The sequence below is a fragment of the Desulfonatronum thiosulfatophilum genome (assembly GCF_900104215.1).
Lineage (GTDB): Bacteria > Desulfobacterota > Desulfovibrionia > Desulfovibrionales > Desulfonatronaceae > Desulfonatronum > Desulfonatronum thiosulfatophilum.
In genome coordinates this window covers 174,247-194,117 of record NZ_FMXO01000007.1, presented here as the reverse complement: position 1 = coordinate 194,117, position 19,871 = coordinate 174,247, and the positions used below count along the sequence as shown (strand labels likewise).

The following is a 19,871-nucleotide window of genomic DNA, read 5'->3' as shown; positions in this document are numbered from 1 at the left end:
GTATGCGGCCTTGCAAGGCCTGGGGTTGGTCTACCTGCGTAAGAGATACAAAAGCCGTCAACTCCTTGTGAATGCCTGTGGCTGAAAGATCATCGGAGAGCCGTATGCGGGAAAACCGCACGTACGGTTCGACGAGGGGGCGCTGATGTCCGGGATGCATATCAGTAGACACGTAGTAGTCGCGTGCGACGAGGCGTTCGGTAAAAAGTCCTGAGTGACGAAGGAATTAGCGCTCTACTCTACACCCACCAACGAATGGAGGTCGCATGGAGATTTCAGCGGAAATAAAACGGGAGATGCTCTGGACCATGCTTCTGTCCCGGCATTTCGAGGACGCCCTGGTCGAGTTATGCAAGATCGAGGGCAAGATTCCGGGAATGATGATCCTCTGCACGGGACAGGAGGCCGTGGGCTCCGGAGCCTGCGCGGCCCTGGAACCGGAGGACGTGATCATCACCAACCACCGCAGCCACAACCATCTCCTGGCCAAGGGCGCGGACCCCAATGCCCTGATGGCCGAAATCTTCTGCAAACGCACCGGCTGCAACAAGGGCAAAAGCGGTACGCTGCATCTGGCCGTGCCCGAGGTCAACGCGCCCTGCACGTCCACTGTGGTGGGTGCGAGTCTGCCCATTGCCGTGGGCCAGGCCTTTGCCCAGCAGTACAAGGGCGAGCAGCGGGTGACCGTCTGCTTTTTCGGCGACGGCGCGGCGGACGAGGGCTCCTTTCACGAGGCCCTGAATCTGGCCAGCCTGTGGCGGCTGCCGGTGATCTTCCTCTGTGAGAACAACCTCTACGCCGGCGCCCAGCGCTGCGAAGAGCATACCCTGGTTACGGACATCGCCAACCGGGCAGCGGCCTATGCCATGCCCGGCGTAGTCGTGGACGGCAACGATGCCACAGCGGTGTACAAGGCCGTGCATGAAGCCAGACAACGCGCCCTAGCGGGCGAAGGGCCGACCCTCATCGAATGCAAGACCTACCGCTGCCGGGGCCACGGAGAGACGGACCCGCAACATTATCAGCCCCAGGATGAAATTACGGCATGGCAGCAAAAATGCCCCCTCCCCCGCCTGCGGGACGACCTTCTGCAACAAGGCGTGCTGACCGCGGAGGAACTGCATGAAATGCAGGCCAAGGCCGAGGCAGTTGTCCGCGATGCGGTGCAATTCGCCGAGGACAGCCCCTACCCCGCTCCGGAAGAAGCCCTGGAGGATGTCTGGGTCGATTGACCAATCCCCCCTCCGATCAATTCACCAATCCAATCGCAATCGAAATCGAAATCGAAATCGAAATCGAAAAAATTGGAATAATCGGAAAAGGGCAACCCACCCACGATCATCAACAGGTGCAGAGAGAGCGTCTACTCGGAGCCGAAGCCGATTTAGATTTCGATTGCGATAGCGATTGCGATAGCGATTGGGATTGGGATTGCGATTTCGAGTAGATCGGGGACCATATTCACTGGAGTACCTTTGAAAAAATACCCCCCAGCGGGGTCAGCATAAAGGGAGAGCGACATGCAGAAACTCGGAATGGGACAGGCCGTCAATCAGGCCTTGCGGGAGGAGATGCGCCGGGATTCCAACGTTTTCATAGCCGGGGAGGGCGTCGGGGTCAGCATTCACGTCAACCCCATGTTTCCCACCCACGGATTGCTGGAGGAATTCGGACCAAAGCGGGTCAAGGACACCCCGGTGTCCGAGGCGGCCATCGCCGGGCTGGCCGTGGGCGCGGCCGAGGCCGGTTTGCGGCCCGTGGTGGAGATCATGTTCAACCCCTTCTTCACCCTGGCTTCGGACATGATCGTCAACCATGCGGCCAAGCTGCGCTATCTGTCCGGAGGCAAGTCCTCCTTTCCCCTGGTGGTGCGCATGAAGACAGGCGCGGGATTCGGCGCGGGCTGCCAGCACTCCCACAACCTGGAGGCCTGGGCTGCCCATTGCCCTGGCTTAAAGGTGGTCATGCCCGCCACTTCCGCGGATGCCAAGGGTCTGCTCAAGTCGGCCATCCGGGATGACAACCCGGTGCTGTTCATCGAGCACATGGGGCTCTACTTCGCGCCCATGCCGGTTCCCGAAGAGGAGTATCTAACGCCCATCGGCAAGGCCGACGTCAAACGTCCGGGCAAGGACGTCACCGTGGCGACCTGGTCCAGCATGCTGGGCGTGGCCATGGCAGCGGCGGATCAACTGGCCGGGGAAGGGATCGAGACGGAAATCGTGGACCTGCGGACCCTGGTTCCCCTGGACAAGGAGACCCTGCTGGCGTCGGTCAGGAAAACAGGCCGGCTGGTGGTCCTGCACGAGGCCACGCGGACTGGCGGCTTTGGCGGCGAAGTGGCCGCGGTGGTCATGGAGGAAGCCTTTGCCGATCTCAAGGCACCCCTGCGTCGGGTGACGGGCCCGGACATCCCGGTCCCGGCCAGCCCGCCCCAGGAACGGTTTTATATTCCCAATGCGCAAAGCCTGATATCGGCAATCAAGGAAATTTTGTAGGGGGCTTGCCAAAAGACTGTCTCTTGCGCGCCTTCCCATCCTTTCAACACCGGAGGAATCATGCAAATCAACCGCCGAAAATTCCTGCACTATTCGGCCCTGGTCACGTCATCCTTGGCCCTGGGCGGCATTCCGCTGTACGCCTACAATGCCGAAGCCGGACCCGGGGATCGGGACGAGGTCAAGCGCAGCTACTGCGGGCTGTGCCATCCTCGTTGCGGGACCCTGCTGCACATGAAAAACGGCAGGGTCATTGAGGTCAGCGGCGATCCGGACCATCCAGTGACCCGCGGGCTGATCTGCGAACGCGGCCTGCTCATGGCCGAGCACATCCATCATCCGGATAGGATCAACTATCCCCTCAAACGGGTCGGAGCGCGGGGCGAAGGCAAGTGGGAGCGGATTTCCTGGGACCAGGCCCTGGACGAGGTGGCAGGGAAGCTGGCCCGCCTGCGGGATGAATTCGGCCCGGAAACCCTGGGCTTCACCCATGGCACCAGCCGCACTCATCACTGGGACTGCCGGCGGTTCTACAACCTGTTCGGCTCACCCAACGTCTGCGGGGCGAACAACATCTGCATGTGCCCGTCCTACGCCACGGAGTTCGCCACCTACGGCGGCATGGCCCGGGGCAATGCTAGGCAGGCCAAGTGCCTGGTGATCTGGGGCCGGGCCTCGGCCAACTCCTCGCCGATCCAGGCCTGGCCGGGCGTTCAGGCGGCCAGCCGGCAGGGGGCCACGATCATCGTGGTCGATCCCCGGGAAATCGACGAAGTCGCCCTGGCGGACATGTGGCTGCAGATCCGGCCGGGCACGGACTTGGCCCTGATGCTGGGCTGGATCCGGCTGATCATCGAGGAGGATCTGTACGACAAGGATTTCGTAGAGAACTGGACCGTGGGATTTGACGAACTTCGGGACGCGGTGCGGGAGTATACGCCGGAAAAAGTCAGCGAGATCACCTGGGTCCCGGTGGAGCAGATCACGGCCGCGGCCCGGATCTACGCCACCTCCAAACCGGCCCAGCTGCCCTACGCCTACGGCCTGGACAAGCAAGGCGTGAATTCCAACCAGTGCGCCAGGGCCCGGGCCATCCTGCGGGCCATTACCGGCAACCTGGAAATTCAGGGCGGGGAAACCTTCGGCCAGACCCCTGAAGTGGCCAGGGTGCGCGGCGAGTTCGATCTCGTGGCTGCCGAGGCCATCGGGCCGGAACAGCGGGCCAAGCAGCTCGGCGCGGATACCTACCCCTTCTTCGGCTTCCCGGGCTGGGAGCGCAACCTGGCCAACAATCAAAAGCTGCCCAAGGGCCAGGTCAACCCGCCGTCCATGTACAGGACCTGCGTGGCCCACGCCCGGGACGTGTTCCAGGCGGCCATCACCAAAAAACCCTACCCGATCACGGCCATGTTTTCTGTCGCCAGCAACCCCATGCTCTCCTTCCCGGACCCGAAAATGGTCTTCGATGCCCTGAGCGCGCTGGAGCTGTACGTGGTCATGGAATACTACATGACCCCGTCCGCGGCCCTGGCCGACTACGTCTTCCCATCGGCCACCACGGTGGAACAGCCCGAGCTGTGGGTCACCGGCGGATTCTGCATGGCCTGCCCTCCGGGCATCGAGCCGCTGTTTGAACGCAAGGACACCTACCAGTTCTACCGCGGCCTGGGTCTGCGCCTGGGTCAGGAAGACCAGTGGCCCTGGGAAACCCTGGAACAGGCCTGCGATTTCCGCCTGGAGCCCACGGGCCTGACCTTCAGGCAGTTGACCGAGCAGTACGGATTTTTCGGAACGCCGGAGTTCAAGCGCTATGAGCAGTCCGGCTTCGGCACGCCCTCGGGCAAGGTGGAACTGTACTCCGCCATTTTCGAGGAACTGGGCAACGACCCTCTGCCCAAGTACAAGGAACCGCTCTGGAGTCCGCTGGGCGACCCGGAACTGGTGGCCGAATTCCCCCTGATCCTGATCACCGGCAGCCGGTTCATGCCCATGTACCACTCGGAGCAGCGCCAGATCGAATCCGCGCGCAAACAGGTCCCGGATCCGCTGGTGCTCCTGCATCCGGACACGGCCGCAAAACAGGGACTGGAAAACGACCAGTGGGTCTTTGTCGTCTCCCCCAGGGGCAGGGCCCGGATGCGCCTGCGCACCTCGACGCGCATCCATCCCAGAATGGTCGACGCCCAGCACGGATGGTGGTTCCCGGAACGCCAGGAAGCCCTTCCCGAGCTGTTCGGGGTCTTCGAGTCCAACATCAACATGCTCTGCCCCATGGAACCGGAGTTCTGCAGCCCGGAAATCGGTTCCTGGCCTTTTTCGGCCCTGATGTGCCGGATCGAAAAGGCCTGATCGCAAATGCCGTCATGCCGCCTCTGCCGGAGATTCATGTCCGGCAGAGGCAAGCATGTTCCGGATTCCCGCCTTCGCGGGAATGACTTGTTCTGCAACGCCGTGTCCGAATCACTCATACCCGCGAAGGCGGGTATCCAGTCCTCTCGTGCTCGGACGAACCAAGTGTTGCCGATATTACAACGTACCCGCGGGATGTCTCCGGGTGGGCATGGCCAGGATCTTATCCAGCAATCGCTCTCGAAAGACATCATGCAGCCGGCGCAGCTCGGCCACCGGGTCATCGTGCAGGTCCACCCGGATATCCCATAGGGGATAGTCCTCGGTGTCCACCACATAGATTGTCGCGGACTCCTCCCCCTTCACGTCGCCTCCCGCGGCCTCGGACGCCTCCAGGGCCGCAACCAGGCGCGCCGCCAGGTCGAGTTCCTCCTGCTCCGCGGTGTGCTGGAGCGACTCCGCTGCGGCATCCACCACCCGCGGTCCGGCCAGGCGGTTGCCCTGGACCGAAAAGCCCTCAGCTTCGCGGTGACCGGCCCAGTCGGGGCAATCCGTTCCGGTAAAGGCCACGGCCCGACCGGCCATATCCAACACGGCAAACTGGCGAGTCTGGATCAGCGGGTCCGATCGCTGGAGCAGTTCAGCCACATCCACTGCCGCAAGACGGCGGCGCAGCAACTCCAATCCGTCGATCCCGAGATAGGGATTGATGCGCGCATGGGTCGCTATGGCGCCGATACGGGAGCTGCATGCGTCAACAGTTTGCCGACAGCCGGCATGGCGGTGGCCGCGGCCACGCCGAACTGGCCGGTTCGTGGACAGTGGGCAACGATGGATAGGGTCATGGGAACTCCTTTGCATGAGGTAGTTACGCTGATGCTGGCCGGTCAGTACGACCGGCGAATTATAAAATTGTATAGCAGGTGATCATGGAGGCAAGTTTGCGTATTCTACATAATAACAATGTGCTGTTTCCAAACATGAACAGCAATATCCTTGCCATTTGGTGGAGTATGATTGTACTACTCAACCAACTGAATCTACGGAGCTTGCTCTCATTACGGACTGCCATGCGAAAGATTCTCACAAAAAAAAAATACTATTCCGGATTGCACTGATTCAGCGGCTCTTTTGCCTAAAACAGATTGCCCCGGGCAAAGACTGACGACAAGGCTGACTCCGGCAACCAGGTACTGTCGTAATCTTCTATTTACATGTGTAAAACCTTTTTTTCACACAGCCCCAGCCCGGTCACGTTCTTAATAATTACCTTGAAGGCTGATAAAATCGTTATGTCCCAAACATCGCCCCTTACTGACGACAGCGGGTTTGCTCCAGGCATCAACATCCGGGAAGTCCTGAAAACGGCTCCCATCAGCATCTTCACCTCCACGCCTGAAGGTCGCTACATCTCCGCTAATTCCGCGACAGCCCGGATGTTCGGGTACGACTCCCCGCAAGAGTTGATGGATTCAGTCACGGACATCGGCAGCCAGCAATACGTCAATCCCGCCGACAGATTGGAATTCATGCGCCTGATGGAAGAGTACGGCGAATTGGTTAATCACGAATTCCAATTGCGTCGGCGGGATGGGACGATTTTTTGGTGTTCCCGAACCGCGCAGGCCGTGCGTGACGGAAACGGAAGGATCATTGCCTACCAGGGCTTCTACACGGACATTTCCAACCGCAAACGGATCGAAATGGATTTGCGGGAGAGCGAAGCCCGCTTCAAGGCCCTGCATAATGCCTCTTTCGGAGGCATCGCCATCCATGACCAGGGCGTAATCCTGGAATGCAACCAGGGGCTATCCGAAATAACAGGTTTCTCCCTGGAAGAACTGATCGGGATGAACGGCCTGCTGCTCATCTCCGAAAAAACCCGTGAAATGGTGATGGGCAAGATCCGCACCGGGTATGAAAAGCCCTATGAGGCGATCGGAATCCGCAAGAACAAGGAAGAATACCCCATCCGCTTGGAAGCACGGAACATTCCATACAAGGGCAAAATGGTCCGGGTCGTCGAATTTCGCGACATCACCGAGCGGAAACAAGCCGAACAGGCTCTGATCCTGGCCAAGGAGCAAGCCGAGGAACAGGCCAGGGCGGCTGAACTCGCCAAGAAGCAGGCCCAACAGGCCGGAGAGGAGACGCGGCGGGCCCTGAATGCGCTGCGTGTCAGCGAGGAAAAACTGTATGCCCTGTTTTCCTCGATGACCGAAGTGGTTGTCCTGCATGAACTGATGCTCAACGAGCAGGGGGAACCGGTCAACTATCTGATCAACGACTGCAACGAAGCGTTCACCCGCATCACGGGATTGTCGAAGAACGACGTCCAGGGGAAGCCGGCTACCGAGGCATACCAGTCCCAAACCCCTCCCTATCTGAAGGAATACAGCCGGGTGGCCTTGACCGGAGAACCGCACAGGTTCGAAACCTATTTTGCCCCAATGGACAAATATTTTTCCATATCCGCGGTCTGTCCGAGCATCGGCAGCTTCGCCACCATTGCCACGGACATTACCGAAATTACGCGGATGCAGCAGATGGTCTCAGCCAAGAACAAGGAGCTGGAGCAACTGGTATACGTCGCTTCCCATGATCTGCGTTCACCTTTGGTCAATGTGGACGGCTACGGCAGAGAGTTGGAATTTGCCGTCGAGGATCTCGGCAAGGCCCTGGACTGGGATCATGATTCCCACGCGGAACTCCAAGCCGCTGTCCGCACCCCGCTCCAGGACATGAAAGATGCCCTGCACTATATCCGGACCAGCACCTCCCAGATGGACGCCCTGCTGAAAGGCCTTCTGAAGCTGTCCCGCTCGGGCCGGGCCCCCCTGAACATCAGCTCGCTGAACATGAACGAGCTCATGGCCAGAGTGATCGCGGCCATGGAGTTTCAGATCGAGAACTCCGGCGTCGGCATCGTTATGGGCGATCTGCCGCCGTGCCGAGGCGACGAGGTACAGGTCACCCAGGTTTTTTCGAATCTTCTGGGCAACGCCTTGAAATTTCTGGATCCGGGCCGACCCGGCGTGATCCGAATCAACGGCAACGTCCAGGACATCCGCTGCGAGTATTGCGTGGAGGATAACGGAATCGGGATCGAAGCAGGGCACCAGAAAAACATTTTCGAGCTCTTTCACCGGCTTGATCCCAAACGTAGCGAAGGCGAAGGATTGGGATTGACCATTGTCCGCCAGGTCATGGAGCGACTTGACGGTACTGTCCGGGTCGAATCTGAACACGGCCAAGGTAGTCGCTTTATCGTGTCTTTGCCGATTGCTCCGGGCATATAACCACCCGCCCCGCAAACTGCGAGATTTGGTCACAACCAACAGGAAAACGATATGAATCAGGAAGTTGTCATTCTTATAGCCGAAGATGATGAAGGGCATGCGGGATTGATCCGGAAAAATCTGGCCAGAGCCGGCATTCTCAACGAGATGCTCCATTTCAGGGACGGCCAGGAAATCGTGAACTTCCTGTTGCGTCTTGGAGACGGCCGAAAACGAAAGTCCGGTACGGCCTATGTCCTGCTGCTGGACATCCGCATGCCCAAGCTGGACGGGCTGGAAGTGCTGGCCCGGATCAAGTGCGATCCGGAATTGCGCAAGCTGCCGGTGATCATGATCACCACCACTGACAACCCGATGGAAGTAGCGCGCTGTCATGCCATGGGATGCAACAGCTACATTACCAAACCTGTTGAATATGAAGAGTTCGTGAACGCCATTCGCCAGCTTGGACTGTTCCTGATGGTCGTGCAGGTTCCGAAAGTCAATGGAGATTGATCACATGCGTTCACCCAGTGAAACGTCTATCAACGTCCTCCCCGACAATCCCAGGCGCGTACTGATCGTTGAAGACGACGAGGGATTGAGGAAACTGCTCGAAAAGCGACTGCGCAAGGCCGGGTTCGAGGCCGCGAGCGTCGCCACGGGGGCTGAAGCCGTGGAGCGCATCCAGGCGCTTCCGGATCAGGCTTTGCTGCTGGATCAAAAACTCCCGGACACAACAGGCAGAGACCTGATCAATGCCTTGCGGCAACGCGGTCTTCACGCCCCGTTCATCGTCATGACCGGCCAGGGGGATGAACGGTTGGCCGTGGAAATGATGAAGCTGGGAGCGGACGACTATCTGGTCAAGGATCTGGCCCTGACCGATCTTCTACCCAAAGCGTTTGAGCGCCTGTTTTGCAAATTAGACACGGAGCAGCGACTCCATGCCGCGGAAAAGGCGCTCAGGGAAAGCGAAAAAAAATATCGCGAACTTGTGGAAAATTCCAACAGTATCATTCTGCGCATGGATCAGGATGGGTTCTTGCTTTATTTCAACGAATTCGCGGAACGTTTTTTTGGGTATGCCAAGGAAGAAGTATTGGGAAGAAATGTCATCGGCACAACGCTTTCCGCCTATGACAGCCAAAACAGAGACATGGCCGCCATGATCCGGGACATCACCCTCCACCCGGACCGGTACCTCACCAACGAAAACGAGAACCTCCTCAAGGACGGCAGTCGGGTCTGGATCTCCTGGAGCAACCGGGTCGTGATCGGGGACAATGGCGAGAAGCAGATCCTGTGCATCGGCCATGATGTCACCCAGCGCAAACGGGCCGAGGAGGAAGCCATCAAGGCCAAGGCCCAGGCCGAAGCCGCCAACCAAGCCAAGTCCGTCTTCCTGGCCAACATGTCGCACGAAATCCGGACTCCGCTCAGCGGCATCATGGGCATGATGCAGCTTCTGCGGACCACGAAACTGGACGTCGAACAGACGCAATATGTGCAACTGGCAATGACATCTGCCGACAGACTAACCAGGCTGCTCACTGACATCCTGGACCTGTCCAGGGTGGAAGCCGGCAAGATGGAAATCCACGAGACTGAGTTCAAGGTCACGGACCTTAGCGACTCGGTTGTGGATCTGTTCACGGTCACGGCCCGGGACAAAAGCGTCGCCCTGGAATGTTTTGTCGATCCTTCCATACCTTTGCGACTCATAGGCGATGAGGTTCGCGTCCGCCAGGTCCTTTTCAATCTGGTGGGCAATGCCCTGAAATTCTCTGAGAGGGGTGTCGTTCTCGTTCAAATGCTTCCACTCTCCCCCGCCAAAAACAGCGACCTGCGTTTGCTGTTCCGCGTTTCCGACAACGGAATTGGAATTCCCCACGAAAATCTCAAGGACCTGTTCAAACCCTTTGTACAGGTAGACGATTCCTACACCCGCTGCTACCAGGGAGCGGGGTTGGGGCTGGCCATCGTCAAGAGACTCGTACAGTTGATGGGCGGTGATGTTTGCGTCGACAGCGAGGAGGGCGAAGGAACCACGGTGCATGTCATTTTGCCGTTCAAACTATCAGCGACCATGCCGGCCTTTTCAGTTGGGGGGGCATTGCGGAAAAATGCCGGAGCGCTGCCGCTGTCATAGCGTGATAGGCGCCGAGAATTGCCCTCGAAATCACATTCAAATATAAATCCTCCCGTCCCCCTCCCTCTCCGCCTGAGCAACAGCGGCCAGGGCTTGTATTCAAGCCCGTCCCGCTGTAAACCTTGCGTCCATGACCAAGCACGGACATTCCCACCATGCGGACCGAATCGGCGTTCGCGGAAATCGAGGACCATCTCATGCCTGCGTTTGAAATCAGAGGCAAAGTCGCGCCATGCACCCTGTTCCGTCCTTTGACCCCGAATTTGGATGAATTGTTGACCGATGTGGAGGACCGTCTCAGCCAGACACCGGAATTCTTTCGTAACATGGCCGTGATCGTAGATCTCAGCGCACTCGGAGAACTGCGGGAAAGCATCAATCTGTCCGGACTGGTCCGTGCCCTACGAGACAAAGGGATGATGCCCGTGGGCATCCAGGGCGGCAATGAGTACCATGAGCGGCTTGCTCCGAATCTTCATCTCGGCGTCTTCGCCATCGGCAAGCAGACCATGCCCCGGGCTCCAGTAGAGGAACCAGTCTGTCCCTCCATCACTCAGCACGCCATGCTGGTGGAAAAACCGGTTCGGTCCGGGCAACAGATCTACGCCAAGGGCCGCGATCTGATCGTTCTGGCCTCGGTTGGGCCGGGCGCCGAAGTCATCGCGGACGGCAACGTGCACATCTACGCCCCGTTGCGCGGACGCGCCCTGGCCGGCGTCATGGGCAACGAGAACGCCCGCATCTTCTGCAAGGAACTGCGTGCGGATCTGGTTTCCGTGGCCGGATTCTACCAGGTCAGCGAGGATTTGCCTCAGGACATGCTTGGCCGAGCCGTTCAGATCCGTCTTGAAGGACAGCAACTGCTGATCGACGTCGTTTGATCGGATAATCATGCGTCAATAATAGTCCGGACATACAGCTTATTCTCATTTGCGGTTCAATTGAAAACGAATACCCAGTTCATGCTCGGAGTCGCAATCGAAATCGGAATCGAAAAAACAATTCGATCATGAAACTATTTCGATTTCGATTTCGATTTCGATTTCGATCCTGGCAAATGCCGAGTTGAACCAAATAAACAACAAGTCCACTGCGGCGCGGAGCCGTGCGCCAACAACATAAACCTTTGCGTGCCTTGAATCAGGCCTTTGATCAGGAGGAAGTGTGGGGAAGATAATCGTTGTCACATCAGGCAAGGGAGGCGTGGGGAAAACCACTTCCAGCGCTTCGCTGGCTACCGGTCTGGCCCGGCGCGGCTTTCAAACCGCTGTCCTTGATTTCGACGTCGGCCTGCGCAACCTGGATTTGATCATGGGTTGCGAGCGCCGGGTGGTCTACGACTTCGTAAACGTGATCCAAGGCGACGCCACCTTGAACCAGGCCCTTATCCGGGACAAACGGGTGGAAAATCTTTATATCCTGCCCGCGTCCCAGACCAAGGACAAGGAAGCACTGAGCCAAGAGGGCGTGGCCGGAGTGTTGGAGGATTTGTCCAAACGATTCGACTTCGTGATCTGCGACTCGCCCGCCGGGATCGAACACGGCGCACTCATGGCCATGCATTTCGCGGACGAGGCCATCGTGGTCACCAACCCGGAAGTCTCCTCAGTCCGCGACTCGGATCGCATTCTGGGCTTGCTGCAGAGCAAGACCTTGAAGGCCAAGAACGGCGAAGTCATCAAGGAGCATCTGCTCCTGACCCGCTACGATCCTGCCAGGGTTCAGCGCGGCGACATGCTCAGCGTGGAGGACGTCCAGGAAATTCTGAACATCCCTCTGCTGGGAGTCATTCCGGAATCCAAAGCGGTCCTGACGGCTTCCAATTCCGGTGAACCGGTCATCCTGGATGAACCCAGCGATGCCGGTCAGGCCTATGCGGACGCCGTTTCCAGGCTCCTTGGAGAAGACGTGGCCCACCGATTCATCAATCCCGTCAAAAAGGGATTCTTCTCGCGGTTGTTGGGGGGCTGAGATGGGTATTTTCAGTTATTTTCGATCCAAGAAGCCCACGGCCCAGGTCGCCAAGAACCGTCTGCAAATCATTGTCGCTCACGAACGCGCCCAGAATTCCGGCTATGATTTCCTGCCCCAACTGCGACAGGAAATCCTGCTTGTCGTCCAGAAGTATGTGCATGTCGAACTGGAGAACATCAACGTGGACGTGAACCGAGACGGCGATTGCGAAGTTCTTGAATTCAACGTTACCTTGCCGGACAACAAGTCTTGAGCGTCTGTGTCTGACTGAGCCGTAATTCGCCTAGCTCGCGCCGATCCCCCTGCATGACAACCCGATCCGGAACAGGGGGACAGGCACGGGTACCGTAAATCGGCGATGGAACTTGCGAAGCCACAAAACTCGGCAAGCCGGGCAGATGAAGAGTTTCAACCCCGCAGAGGTTGACCATGACCCGGAATATCCATTCCGCCCGCATTCGGTTAATCCGCGAACCATCCGGCCGGCCCCAGGCCGGTCCCGTTGTCTACTGGATGAGCCGGGATCAGCGCGTCCGGGACAACTGGGCCCTGCTCTTCGCGGCTGATCAGGCCGCGGAACGCGGCGTGCCCCTCTCCGTTCTGTTCTGTCTTTCCCCAAAATTTCTGGACGCCGCCATCCGCCACTACGGCTTCCTGCTCCAGGGGTTGGCCGAAGTTGAAAACGTGCTGCGGGCTCGCCAAATCGCTTTTGCCCTGCGCCTTGGCGAGGTGGTTCCGTCCGTGATCGACTTCCTGCGTGAAACAAATGCCGGAATGCTGATCACGGATTTCGATCCGCTGCGCATCAAGCGGCAGTGGAAGCAAGACGTGTCCGCCGAAGTGGACATCCCTGTCTTTGAGGTGGATGCCCACAACATCGTGCCCTGCTGGGAGACTTCATCCAAACAGGAATACGCGGCCCGAACCATTCGGCCCAAAATTCATCGCCGCCTGGACGAATTTCTCACCGATTTTCCCGACTTGGCACATCCCCCCGCGGCAATGCAGGATCTTCCCCCAGTGGACTGGCAGGCGGCACGAAGCAGCCTGCAGGTCGACATGAACGTAGCCGAGGTGGATTGGCTGCGTCCCGGCGAGGAGGGCGCCAGGGCCATGCTCCGGGAATTCCTGGACCACCGTCTTGAACGGTACGAGCAACGCAATGATCCCAATGCCGATGTGCTCTCCAATCTTTCGCCCTATCTTCATTTCGGCCAGATCTCGGCCCAGCGCGTGGCCTTGGAGGTCATGAACTCAAACAAGTCTCCGGCCGCGCGGGAGGCTTTTCTGGAAGAATTGATCGTCCGCCGGGAGTTGGCGGATAATTTCTGCTGGCACAACAAGGACTACGACCGGGTGGACGGCTTTCCGGATTGGGCCAAAAAGACCCTGGACAAGCACCGGAAGGACCCACGGGATCACTGCTATGGGCTGGAAGCATTCGAGACCGCCGCCACCCACGGCGCTCTCTGGAACGCCGCCCAGCAGGAGATGGTATCCACGGGCAAGATGCACGGCTACATGCGGATGTACTGGGCCAAGAAAATTCTGGAGTGGACTACGTCGCCCGAAGAAGCCATGTCCATCGCCATCCTGCTCAACGACAAATACTCCTTGGACGGTAGGGACCCCAACGGGTACACCGGCATTGCCTGGAGCATCGGCGGCGTCCACGACCGCCCCTGGTTCGAGCGCCCCATATTCGGCCAGATCCGCTACATGAACGCCAAAGGCTGCGCCCGCAAGTTCGATACGCGTGCCTATATCAAGCGTTTCACAACCCCTGAACTCCCCCTTGATCCCCATCTACAATAGCCGCACGCCCAATAATCCAAATTCCGTCCCCACAACCACTGATGAATAAATCCCCATGCATTTATCGCAAACACAAATACCAACACGTCACCATAGCCCAGGACACCTGATTCAATCTGATAATCACTCCACATTGGATGTACGGGCGGGCTTTCAAGGAGCAACCATGAACATCAATCTGAAGTACCCCGAGCACGTCTTCCGTGCAGTCCATGTTATTGCCTTGTTCTGCGTGATCCTCGGATCCGTGTTCCTGTTTCCGTGGCAAAGCCAGGCCCGTTCTTTCCAGGAGATCATTTCCAGTTGTGAGCTGCGCGTCTGTTTTGCTCCCATTCATCCTTCCGTTGTCAATGCCGAACCAATGGACTGCCGGGAGGATTGTCGATTTTCCGGGCCGGCATTCGATGCCGTACAGGCATTTGCCGCCTTTCTTGGACAGGATATGCATATCAAGGGGGTTCGCGTGGACTGGGAAGAACAGTTTTTTGACGAAAACGGCCGGATCGTTCGTGATGCGGAATATACTCCCTCGCTTCTGGCTTCCGGACGCTGCGACATCTACCCGAATAATCTGACCCGGGAAGAATGGCGCCTCACCAAGATGGATATCCCCACCCTGTTCACCAACCGATTCATCGTTTTAATCAACATCGATAAAGCGAAGGAATTTCTCTGCCCATCGGACATGGGCGGAAGAATCGCGGCAGTGGAAAAGGACACCGCATTCCATTCCTGGCTACAGCAGGAGAACGACGCCACTTATGCGGCCAACCCGGTGGACATCCGCCTGATGCCCACGGATGAGGTTCTGCGCGGTCTTGACGCAGGACTTTTCGATTTCACCGTCATTGATGCGGATGCCGCATTTTGGATCATCCGCCAGCAGTACCCCGCCTTGCACATGGTGTTCCCCGTGGGCCCCATGACCGAAGTCGGCTGGGGCCTGCGCCAGGAGGATACGGAGTTACTGGAGGCCGTTCGGCTCTTCTTCAGCCAGCAACGCAACGATCACGCATCACCGCTGAACGAGATCTGGAAACGTCATTACGGGATGAGCCTGAACCAGTTTATCGGCCTGCTCAGCTCGATCCCCGAATGAACCATGAATCGCAACTAATCCTGCTCAATGGGCGTGATCATTCACCTGCACTGAATCCCGGCTCCCGGCTCATGCCCGGGACAGGCTTCCCCGGAATGACCCAACACGGCAAGCCAATCCGCAGCTGAAAAGTTGCTCCAAGTCTTCTTTTCGAATTTTTTTGAATAGGTATCGATTACCGAGCAGTAACTATACAGCTCAATTGATGGGTGGTCATTCACCTGTACTGGGTTTCGGCTTCCGCCGGAATGCCCCTAGGGAACATTTTCAGCCATACCGGCGAAAGCCGGTATCCAGATCTTTTTCCGATTTTGCTGAATAGTTACATCGAGCATTGAACACAATGGAGAAGCCAGATCATGTCCGAAGAAAAACCGCGCATTCTGATCATCGACGACGAAAAGGCGAGCATCCAGGTTCTGTCCGACATTCTCAGGAATCATTACGACATCAGCATGGCCCTGAACCGGCAACAGGCCATCTCGCTTGCCTTTGCAGAGAACAAGCCGGACATCATCCTTCTGGACATCCAGATGCAGGACCTGGATGGATTTGAATTTTGTCGTCGGATGCAGGAAAACCCGGACACCCGCGACATCCCAGTGATCTTCATCACGGCCAGTTCCCTGGAACATTTCGAAGAACTCGGCTTGGCCGCGGGCGCCGTGGACTACATCACAAAACCTCCCAGACCAGCGGTGGTCTTAGCCAGAATCAAGGTGCACCTGGAACTCAAGCGCAAACGTGACATCCTCAGGAACCTGTCCAACAAGGACGGGCTGACCGGGATCGCCAACCGTCGTCGGTTAGAGGAATTCTTGCAGTTTGAATGGCAGCGCTGTCTTCGCAATGGCGAGCCCATCGCCTTAATCATGGCCGACATCGATTATTTCAAGCTCTATAACGATAACTACGGCCACGCCGCCGGCGACCAGTGCTTGCGTCACGTAGCCTCGGTCATGGAGGAGGTTGTTTCCCGGCAAACGGATCTGGTGGCCCGCTATGGCGGTGAGGAATTCATCTGCGTGCTCACCGGAACGGATCTGTCCGGAGCCGCCGGTGTGGCGGAAAAAATCCGCCTGGCGATCCAGGAGCGGAGCATTCCCCATGCCTTCAACCCGCTCGCACCGATGATTACCCTGAGCCTAGGCGTAGCCGGCCTGAACCCACAACGAAACGGCACAACGGCTCAGGATCTTTTGCTGGCCGCGGACAAGGCCATGTATAGGGCAAAAAGCTCCGGACGAAACAGGGTCGCCGTCTCCGGGGGGCTGGATGAGACTGTCATGGAGCCAAGGGAACTGGAGATCGACGCAGGACGTCAGCGTATCCTGCTCGTAGACGACGAACAGATCAACATCGACACTCTCAAAGCCATGTTTGAGGGTGACTGCGTCACGCTCAGCGCCACATCCGGAGACCAAGCCCTGGAACTGGCCCGTCAGCGGCCTCGACCTGACATCATTCTCCTGGACCTCCAGATGCCGGGCATGGACGGATACGCAGTGTGCGCGAGACTGAAGGAGGATCCCCGGACCAGGGACATCCCGATCCTCCTCATGACAATGACGAACAGGGACGCAGATGAGGCGAAAGGGCTGCATCTGGGCGCTGTTGACTACATACGCAAGCCTTTTGACCCTTCCGTGGTCCAGGCCAGGGTAAAGACCCAGCTCGCCCTACGCCGCTCCCTGTGCGATCTGGATCGACGCAACAAGACCCTGGAGGAGACCTTAAGCATGCGCGAAAGCGTGGAAAGAATCATTCGCCATGATTTGAAGCAGCCTCTGAGGGAAATCCTGCGAAATTCCAGAGAGATCCTTGCGACAGACGGCATTGCGCCGGAGCACCTGGAAAAGATTCGCGACATCGAGCATTCCGGCTTTGAATTGCTTCAGGCCGTCGCGGCAACCATCGATCTCTGGAAGCTGGAGCTCGGCGCCTTCCGAATTGACCCCCACCCGGTGGATCTGTTGCAAATCGCCCGCACCGTGGCCAGGACTCTGTCCCGCTTAAAAAATCACACAGACAAGGAGATCCTCATCCAACCCGACGACAAATCGGCGTCCAACGGACAATCCTTTGTCGTCCAGGCCGAGGAGCTGCTCTGTTGTTCAGTGCTTTTCAGTTTGATCAAGAATGCCGTGGAAGCCAGTCCCCCGGGACGCCCCGTTGCCGTTCATCTTGAACGCGGACAAGAAAATGTCCGCCTGCGAATCGTCAATTCCGGGGTTCTGCCCCTGAATATCCGCTCACGATTCATGGAAAAAAATCCCCCCTGGGTCCAAACCGAAGGCAAAGGACTTGGCGCTTATTCCGCACGATTGGCGGTGGACTCCATGGGCGCGCAGATTCAGGTCCATGCGGATGATGAACGAAATCTGACGGAGATTGTGCTCGACTTTGCGTTGTAATGTTGGGCATGTCCGAGCCTTCAACTTTTTGGGCAGCGTTGACATGATCGAAAAGCTTTACTGTTCAGACGGACAGTGCAAGTGAACCTCATGAAAAAATCTGGATTCCGGCTTTCACCGGAATGACTTTGTTTTCCAACTTGTCATACACGTCAAGGCAGGAATCCGGTACGTGCTTGCCACAATTTTAGAGCAATTACGTTTATGCTTTTGCGATTGCGATTAGGATTTCGATTGGGATTGCATTGTGGGGAGAGAATCCTGAGCATCAAGGAGGGACAGTCTATGCGTTGGATGCAATTTCTGACACCCGTCAAATCCATTGACGCGGAGCAGGCTCGAAAGGTTTTGACCGAGGAACCGGAGCTGCAGATCGTGGATGTCCGGCAACCCGGCGAATACGAGCAGGGGCATATCGCGGGGGCGCGGTTGATGCCCATCGGACAACTGGGAGACATGATGAGTGAGCTCGATGGCAGCAAGCCGACGCTGGTCTACTGCGCCATCGGCGGTCGCAGTCGGGTCGCGGCGCAGATGCTGGCCGGCAAGGGGTTCGAAAAAATTTTGAATCTCAGCGGCGGGTTCAAGGCTTGGAACGGCTGGACCGGCTTCGGGGAATACGAGCTGGGGTTGCACCTTTTCACGGAATCCATGACCCTGGAACAGACTCTGGCTGTGGCCTACGACATGGAATCGGCCCTGCGTGAATTCTATGAAAACATGGCCGAGACCGTTGCCGATCCCCAGGCCGGCAAAGTCTTCGCCTTGCTGGCTGCAGTTGAGTTGAAGCACCAGCAGGCCGTGGCGCAGCGCATGGCCGGCGAGGACGTGCAAAAGGCAACCCAAAAAACCGCCAAGGATACGCCGGCGGCCGTACCGGAAGGCGGCATTTCCACCGAGGACCACATGCACCGGATGGGCGTGGATCTGGAAAACCCGCGGGAGATCGTTGATTTTGCCATGGCAGTCGAGGCCCAGGCCATGGACCTTTACTCCCGGGCCGCACGGCAGGCCCAGGGGGAAGTGCGGGAGTTTCTCGAACAGATGGCCGAGGACGAGAAAAAGCATCTCCAGCACCTGGGAAATCTGATGGACAGGCTCCAGGAGGTTGTCTAATGGGCAGGCTTCTCCTGGCCGGGGCAGGACATGCCCACATGGCCCTGATGGCCGCCATTCCCGAATTGACGGCCAAGGGGCACGCCGTGACGGCCATCGGTCCCGGAGATCGGCATTACTACTCCGGGATGGGCCCGGGAATGCTCGGAGGAACGTACCGCCCCGAGGAAATCAGCTTTCCGGTGCAAACCATGATCGAAAGCCGCGGGGGAACATTCATCCAGGACCTGGTCACGGCCATCGACGCGGCGCGACATGTCGTGGTGCTGCGCTCAGGCCGGGAAGTGCCCTACGATGTTTTGAGCTGCAATCTGGGCAGTTATGTTCCCCGGGACATATCCGGAGATGCCGCTGGCGCGGACAACGGCGTTGCAAACGACGTGGTCTTTCCGGTCAAGCCCATCGAGCGTCTGCTGGCGGCACGTCGGCGGATCCAGGAAATGGCCAAAACCAAAACGGTGCGGATCGGTGTGTGCGGCGGGGGGCCGGCCGCGCTGGAGGTGGCCGGAAACGCGTGGGACGTCGGACGTGAACAAGGCGGCAAAGGTTGCAAGGTCCAGATCTTCGCAGGCAGCAGGCTGCTCAAGAACATGCCGGACAAGGTCCGCCGCATGGCCGAAGAGGCGCTGAAAAAAAAGGGGATCGAGGTGGTTGCAGGCAGCTATGTGCATGCCGTGGAATCAGGCGAGATCCATCTGCAAAACGGGCAGCGCCATGTCCAGGATGTGGTTTTCCTGGCCTTGGGAGTCCGCCCCTCGAAGGTGTTCAGCAACTCCGGACTGGAAACCGGTCCGGAGGGCGGACTGCTCGTCAATCAATTCCTGCAGAGCGTGAGCCATCCGGACATTTTCGGCGGCGGGGACTGCATCTCGTTTCAGCCGCGACCCCTGGACAAGGTCGGGGTCTACGCCGTGCGCCAGAACCCGGTACTGCTGCACAATGTGCGGTCCCGGCTGGAAGGCCGCGAACTCCAGCCCTTTGATCCCGGGGGGGACTACCTGCTGATCTTCAACATCGGCGGAGGCCAGGGCATCCTCTACAAGAACAGGATCGCCTTCGGCGGTCGCCCGGCCTTCTGGATCAAGGACTACATCGATCGTAAGTTTATCCGGAAGTTTCAGACGTAGAGAAAGGAATCTGATTTGATTCGATTTCGATTTCGATTTCGATTTCGAT

15 protein-coding genes and 1 pseudogene are annotated in these 19,871 nt (G+C 58.1%); 15 read left to right on the top strand and 1 reads right to left on the bottom strand.

Going from position 1 to position 19,871, the window contains the following annotated elements:
• Positions 1-266: 266 nt before the first annotated feature.
• The 4 genes from BLP93_RS07605 to BLP93_RS07590 all read left to right on the top strand — a co-directional run bounded on the left by BLP93_RS07605 (position 267) and on the right by BLP93_RS07590 (position 4,847).
• Positions 267-1,232 (top strand): thiamine pyrophosphate-dependent dehydrogenase E1 component subunit alpha, encoded by a 966-nt coding sequence (locus BLP93_RS07605; RefSeq protein ID WP_092119484.1) that lies wholly within the window; start codon positions 267-269, stop codon positions 1,230-1,232.
• Positions 1,229-1,447: a hypothetical protein gene (locus BLP93_RS07600; protein ID WP_092119481.1), complete on the top strand. Its 219-nt coding sequence runs from the start codon at positions 1,229-1,231 to the stop codon at positions 1,445-1,447. The genes BLP93_RS07605 and BLP93_RS07600 overlap by 4 nt, the downstream gene beginning before the upstream one ends.
• 73 nt (positions 1,448-1,520) lie before the next feature.
• Complete coding sequence (locus BLP93_RS07595; RefSeq protein WP_092119478.1) at positions 1,521-2,498, top strand: alpha-ketoacid dehydrogenase subunit beta; 978 nt, start codon at positions 1,521-1,523, stop codon at positions 2,496-2,498.
• Between the two features lie 60 nt (positions 2,499-2,558).
• Positions 2,559-4,847 carry a molybdopterin-containing oxidoreductase family protein gene (locus BLP93_RS07590; protein ID WP_092119475.1) on the top strand — a complete coding sequence of 763 codons (2,289 nt, stop codon included), beginning with the start codon at positions 2,559-2,561 and terminating at the stop codon, positions 4,845-4,847.
• A 177-nt stretch (positions 4,848-5,024) separates the two neighbouring features.
• On the opposite strand, the pseudogene BLP93_RS07585 reads toward BLP93_RS07590, so the two are convergent.
• A pseudogene (locus BLP93_RS07585) lies at positions 5,025-5,692 on the bottom strand (DUF1028 domain-containing protein).
• Positions 5,693-6,139: 447 nt separating this feature from the next.
• On the opposite strand from BLP93_RS07585, the gene BLP93_RS07580 reads away from it, so the two are divergent.
• From BLP93_RS07580 to BLP93_RS07530, 11 genes are all read left to right on the top strand, one after another.
• Positions 6,140-8,146, top strand: a complete 2,007-nt coding sequence (locus BLP93_RS07580) for a PAS domain-containing sensor histidine kinase (protein WP_161946234.1) — start codon at positions 6,140-6,142, stop codon at positions 8,144-8,146.
• Between the two features lie 51 nt (positions 8,147-8,197).
• Positions 8,198-8,641, top strand: a complete 444-nt coding sequence (locus tag BLP93_RS07575; protein ID WP_092119468.1) for a response regulator — start codon at positions 8,198-8,200, stop codon at positions 8,639-8,641.
• A gap of 4 nt (positions 8,642-8,645) precedes the next feature.
• Positions 8,646-10,277: a sensor histidine kinase gene (locus BLP93_RS07570; protein ID WP_161946233.1), complete on the top strand. Its 1,632-nt coding sequence runs from the start codon at positions 8,646-8,648 to the stop codon at positions 10,275-10,277.
• A gap of 197 nt (positions 10,278-10,474) precedes the next feature.
• On the top strand, positions 10,475-11,158 hold the full coding sequence (gene minC / locus BLP93_RS07565) for a septum site-determining protein MinC (protein WP_161946232.1): 684 nt from the start codon (positions 10,475-10,477) through the stop codon (positions 11,156-11,158).
• Positions 11,159-11,441: 283 nt separating this feature from the next.
• Entirely contained in the window at positions 11,442-12,248 is an 807-nt protein-coding gene (gene minD / locus BLP93_RS07560; RefSeq protein WP_092119459.1) for a septum site-determining protein MinD, read from the top strand.
• A gap of 1 nt (position 12,249) precedes the next feature.
• Positions 12,250-12,504: a cell division topological specificity factor MinE gene (gene minE, locus BLP93_RS07555; protein WP_092119456.1), complete on the top strand. Its 255-nt coding sequence runs from the start codon at positions 12,250-12,252 to the stop codon at positions 12,502-12,504.
• A 176-nt stretch (positions 12,505-12,680) separates the two neighbouring features.
• Complete coding sequence (locus BLP93_RS07550) at positions 12,681-14,066, top strand: deoxyribodipyrimidine photo-lyase (protein ID WP_092119453.1); 1,386 nt, start codon at positions 12,681-12,683, stop codon at positions 14,064-14,066.
• A gap of 166 nt (positions 14,067-14,232) precedes the next feature.
• Positions 14,233-15,165, top strand: a complete 933-nt coding sequence (locus tag BLP93_RS07545; RefSeq protein ID WP_161946231.1) for a transglycosylase SLT domain-containing protein — start codon at positions 14,233-14,235, stop codon at positions 15,163-15,165.
• Between the two features lie 359 nt (positions 15,166-15,524).
• Positions 15,525-17,579, top strand: coding sequence for a diguanylate cyclase (locus tag BLP93_RS17175; RefSeq protein ID WP_092119447.1), 2,055 nt, complete (start codon positions 15,525-15,527; stop codon positions 17,577-17,579).
• A 285-nt stretch (positions 17,580-17,864) separates the two neighbouring features.
• Positions 17,865-18,695: a rhodanese-like domain-containing protein gene (locus BLP93_RS07535; protein WP_161946230.1), complete on the top strand. Its 831-nt coding sequence runs from the start codon at positions 17,865-17,867 to the stop codon at positions 18,693-18,695.
• Complete coding sequence (locus tag BLP93_RS07530; RefSeq protein WP_092119441.1) at positions 18,695-19,822, top strand: NAD(P)/FAD-dependent oxidoreductase; 1,128 nt, start codon at positions 18,695-18,697, stop codon at positions 19,820-19,822. The genes BLP93_RS07535 and BLP93_RS07530 overlap by 1 nt, the downstream gene beginning before the upstream one ends.
• The last annotated feature ends 49 nt before the right edge of the window (positions 19,823-19,871 follow it).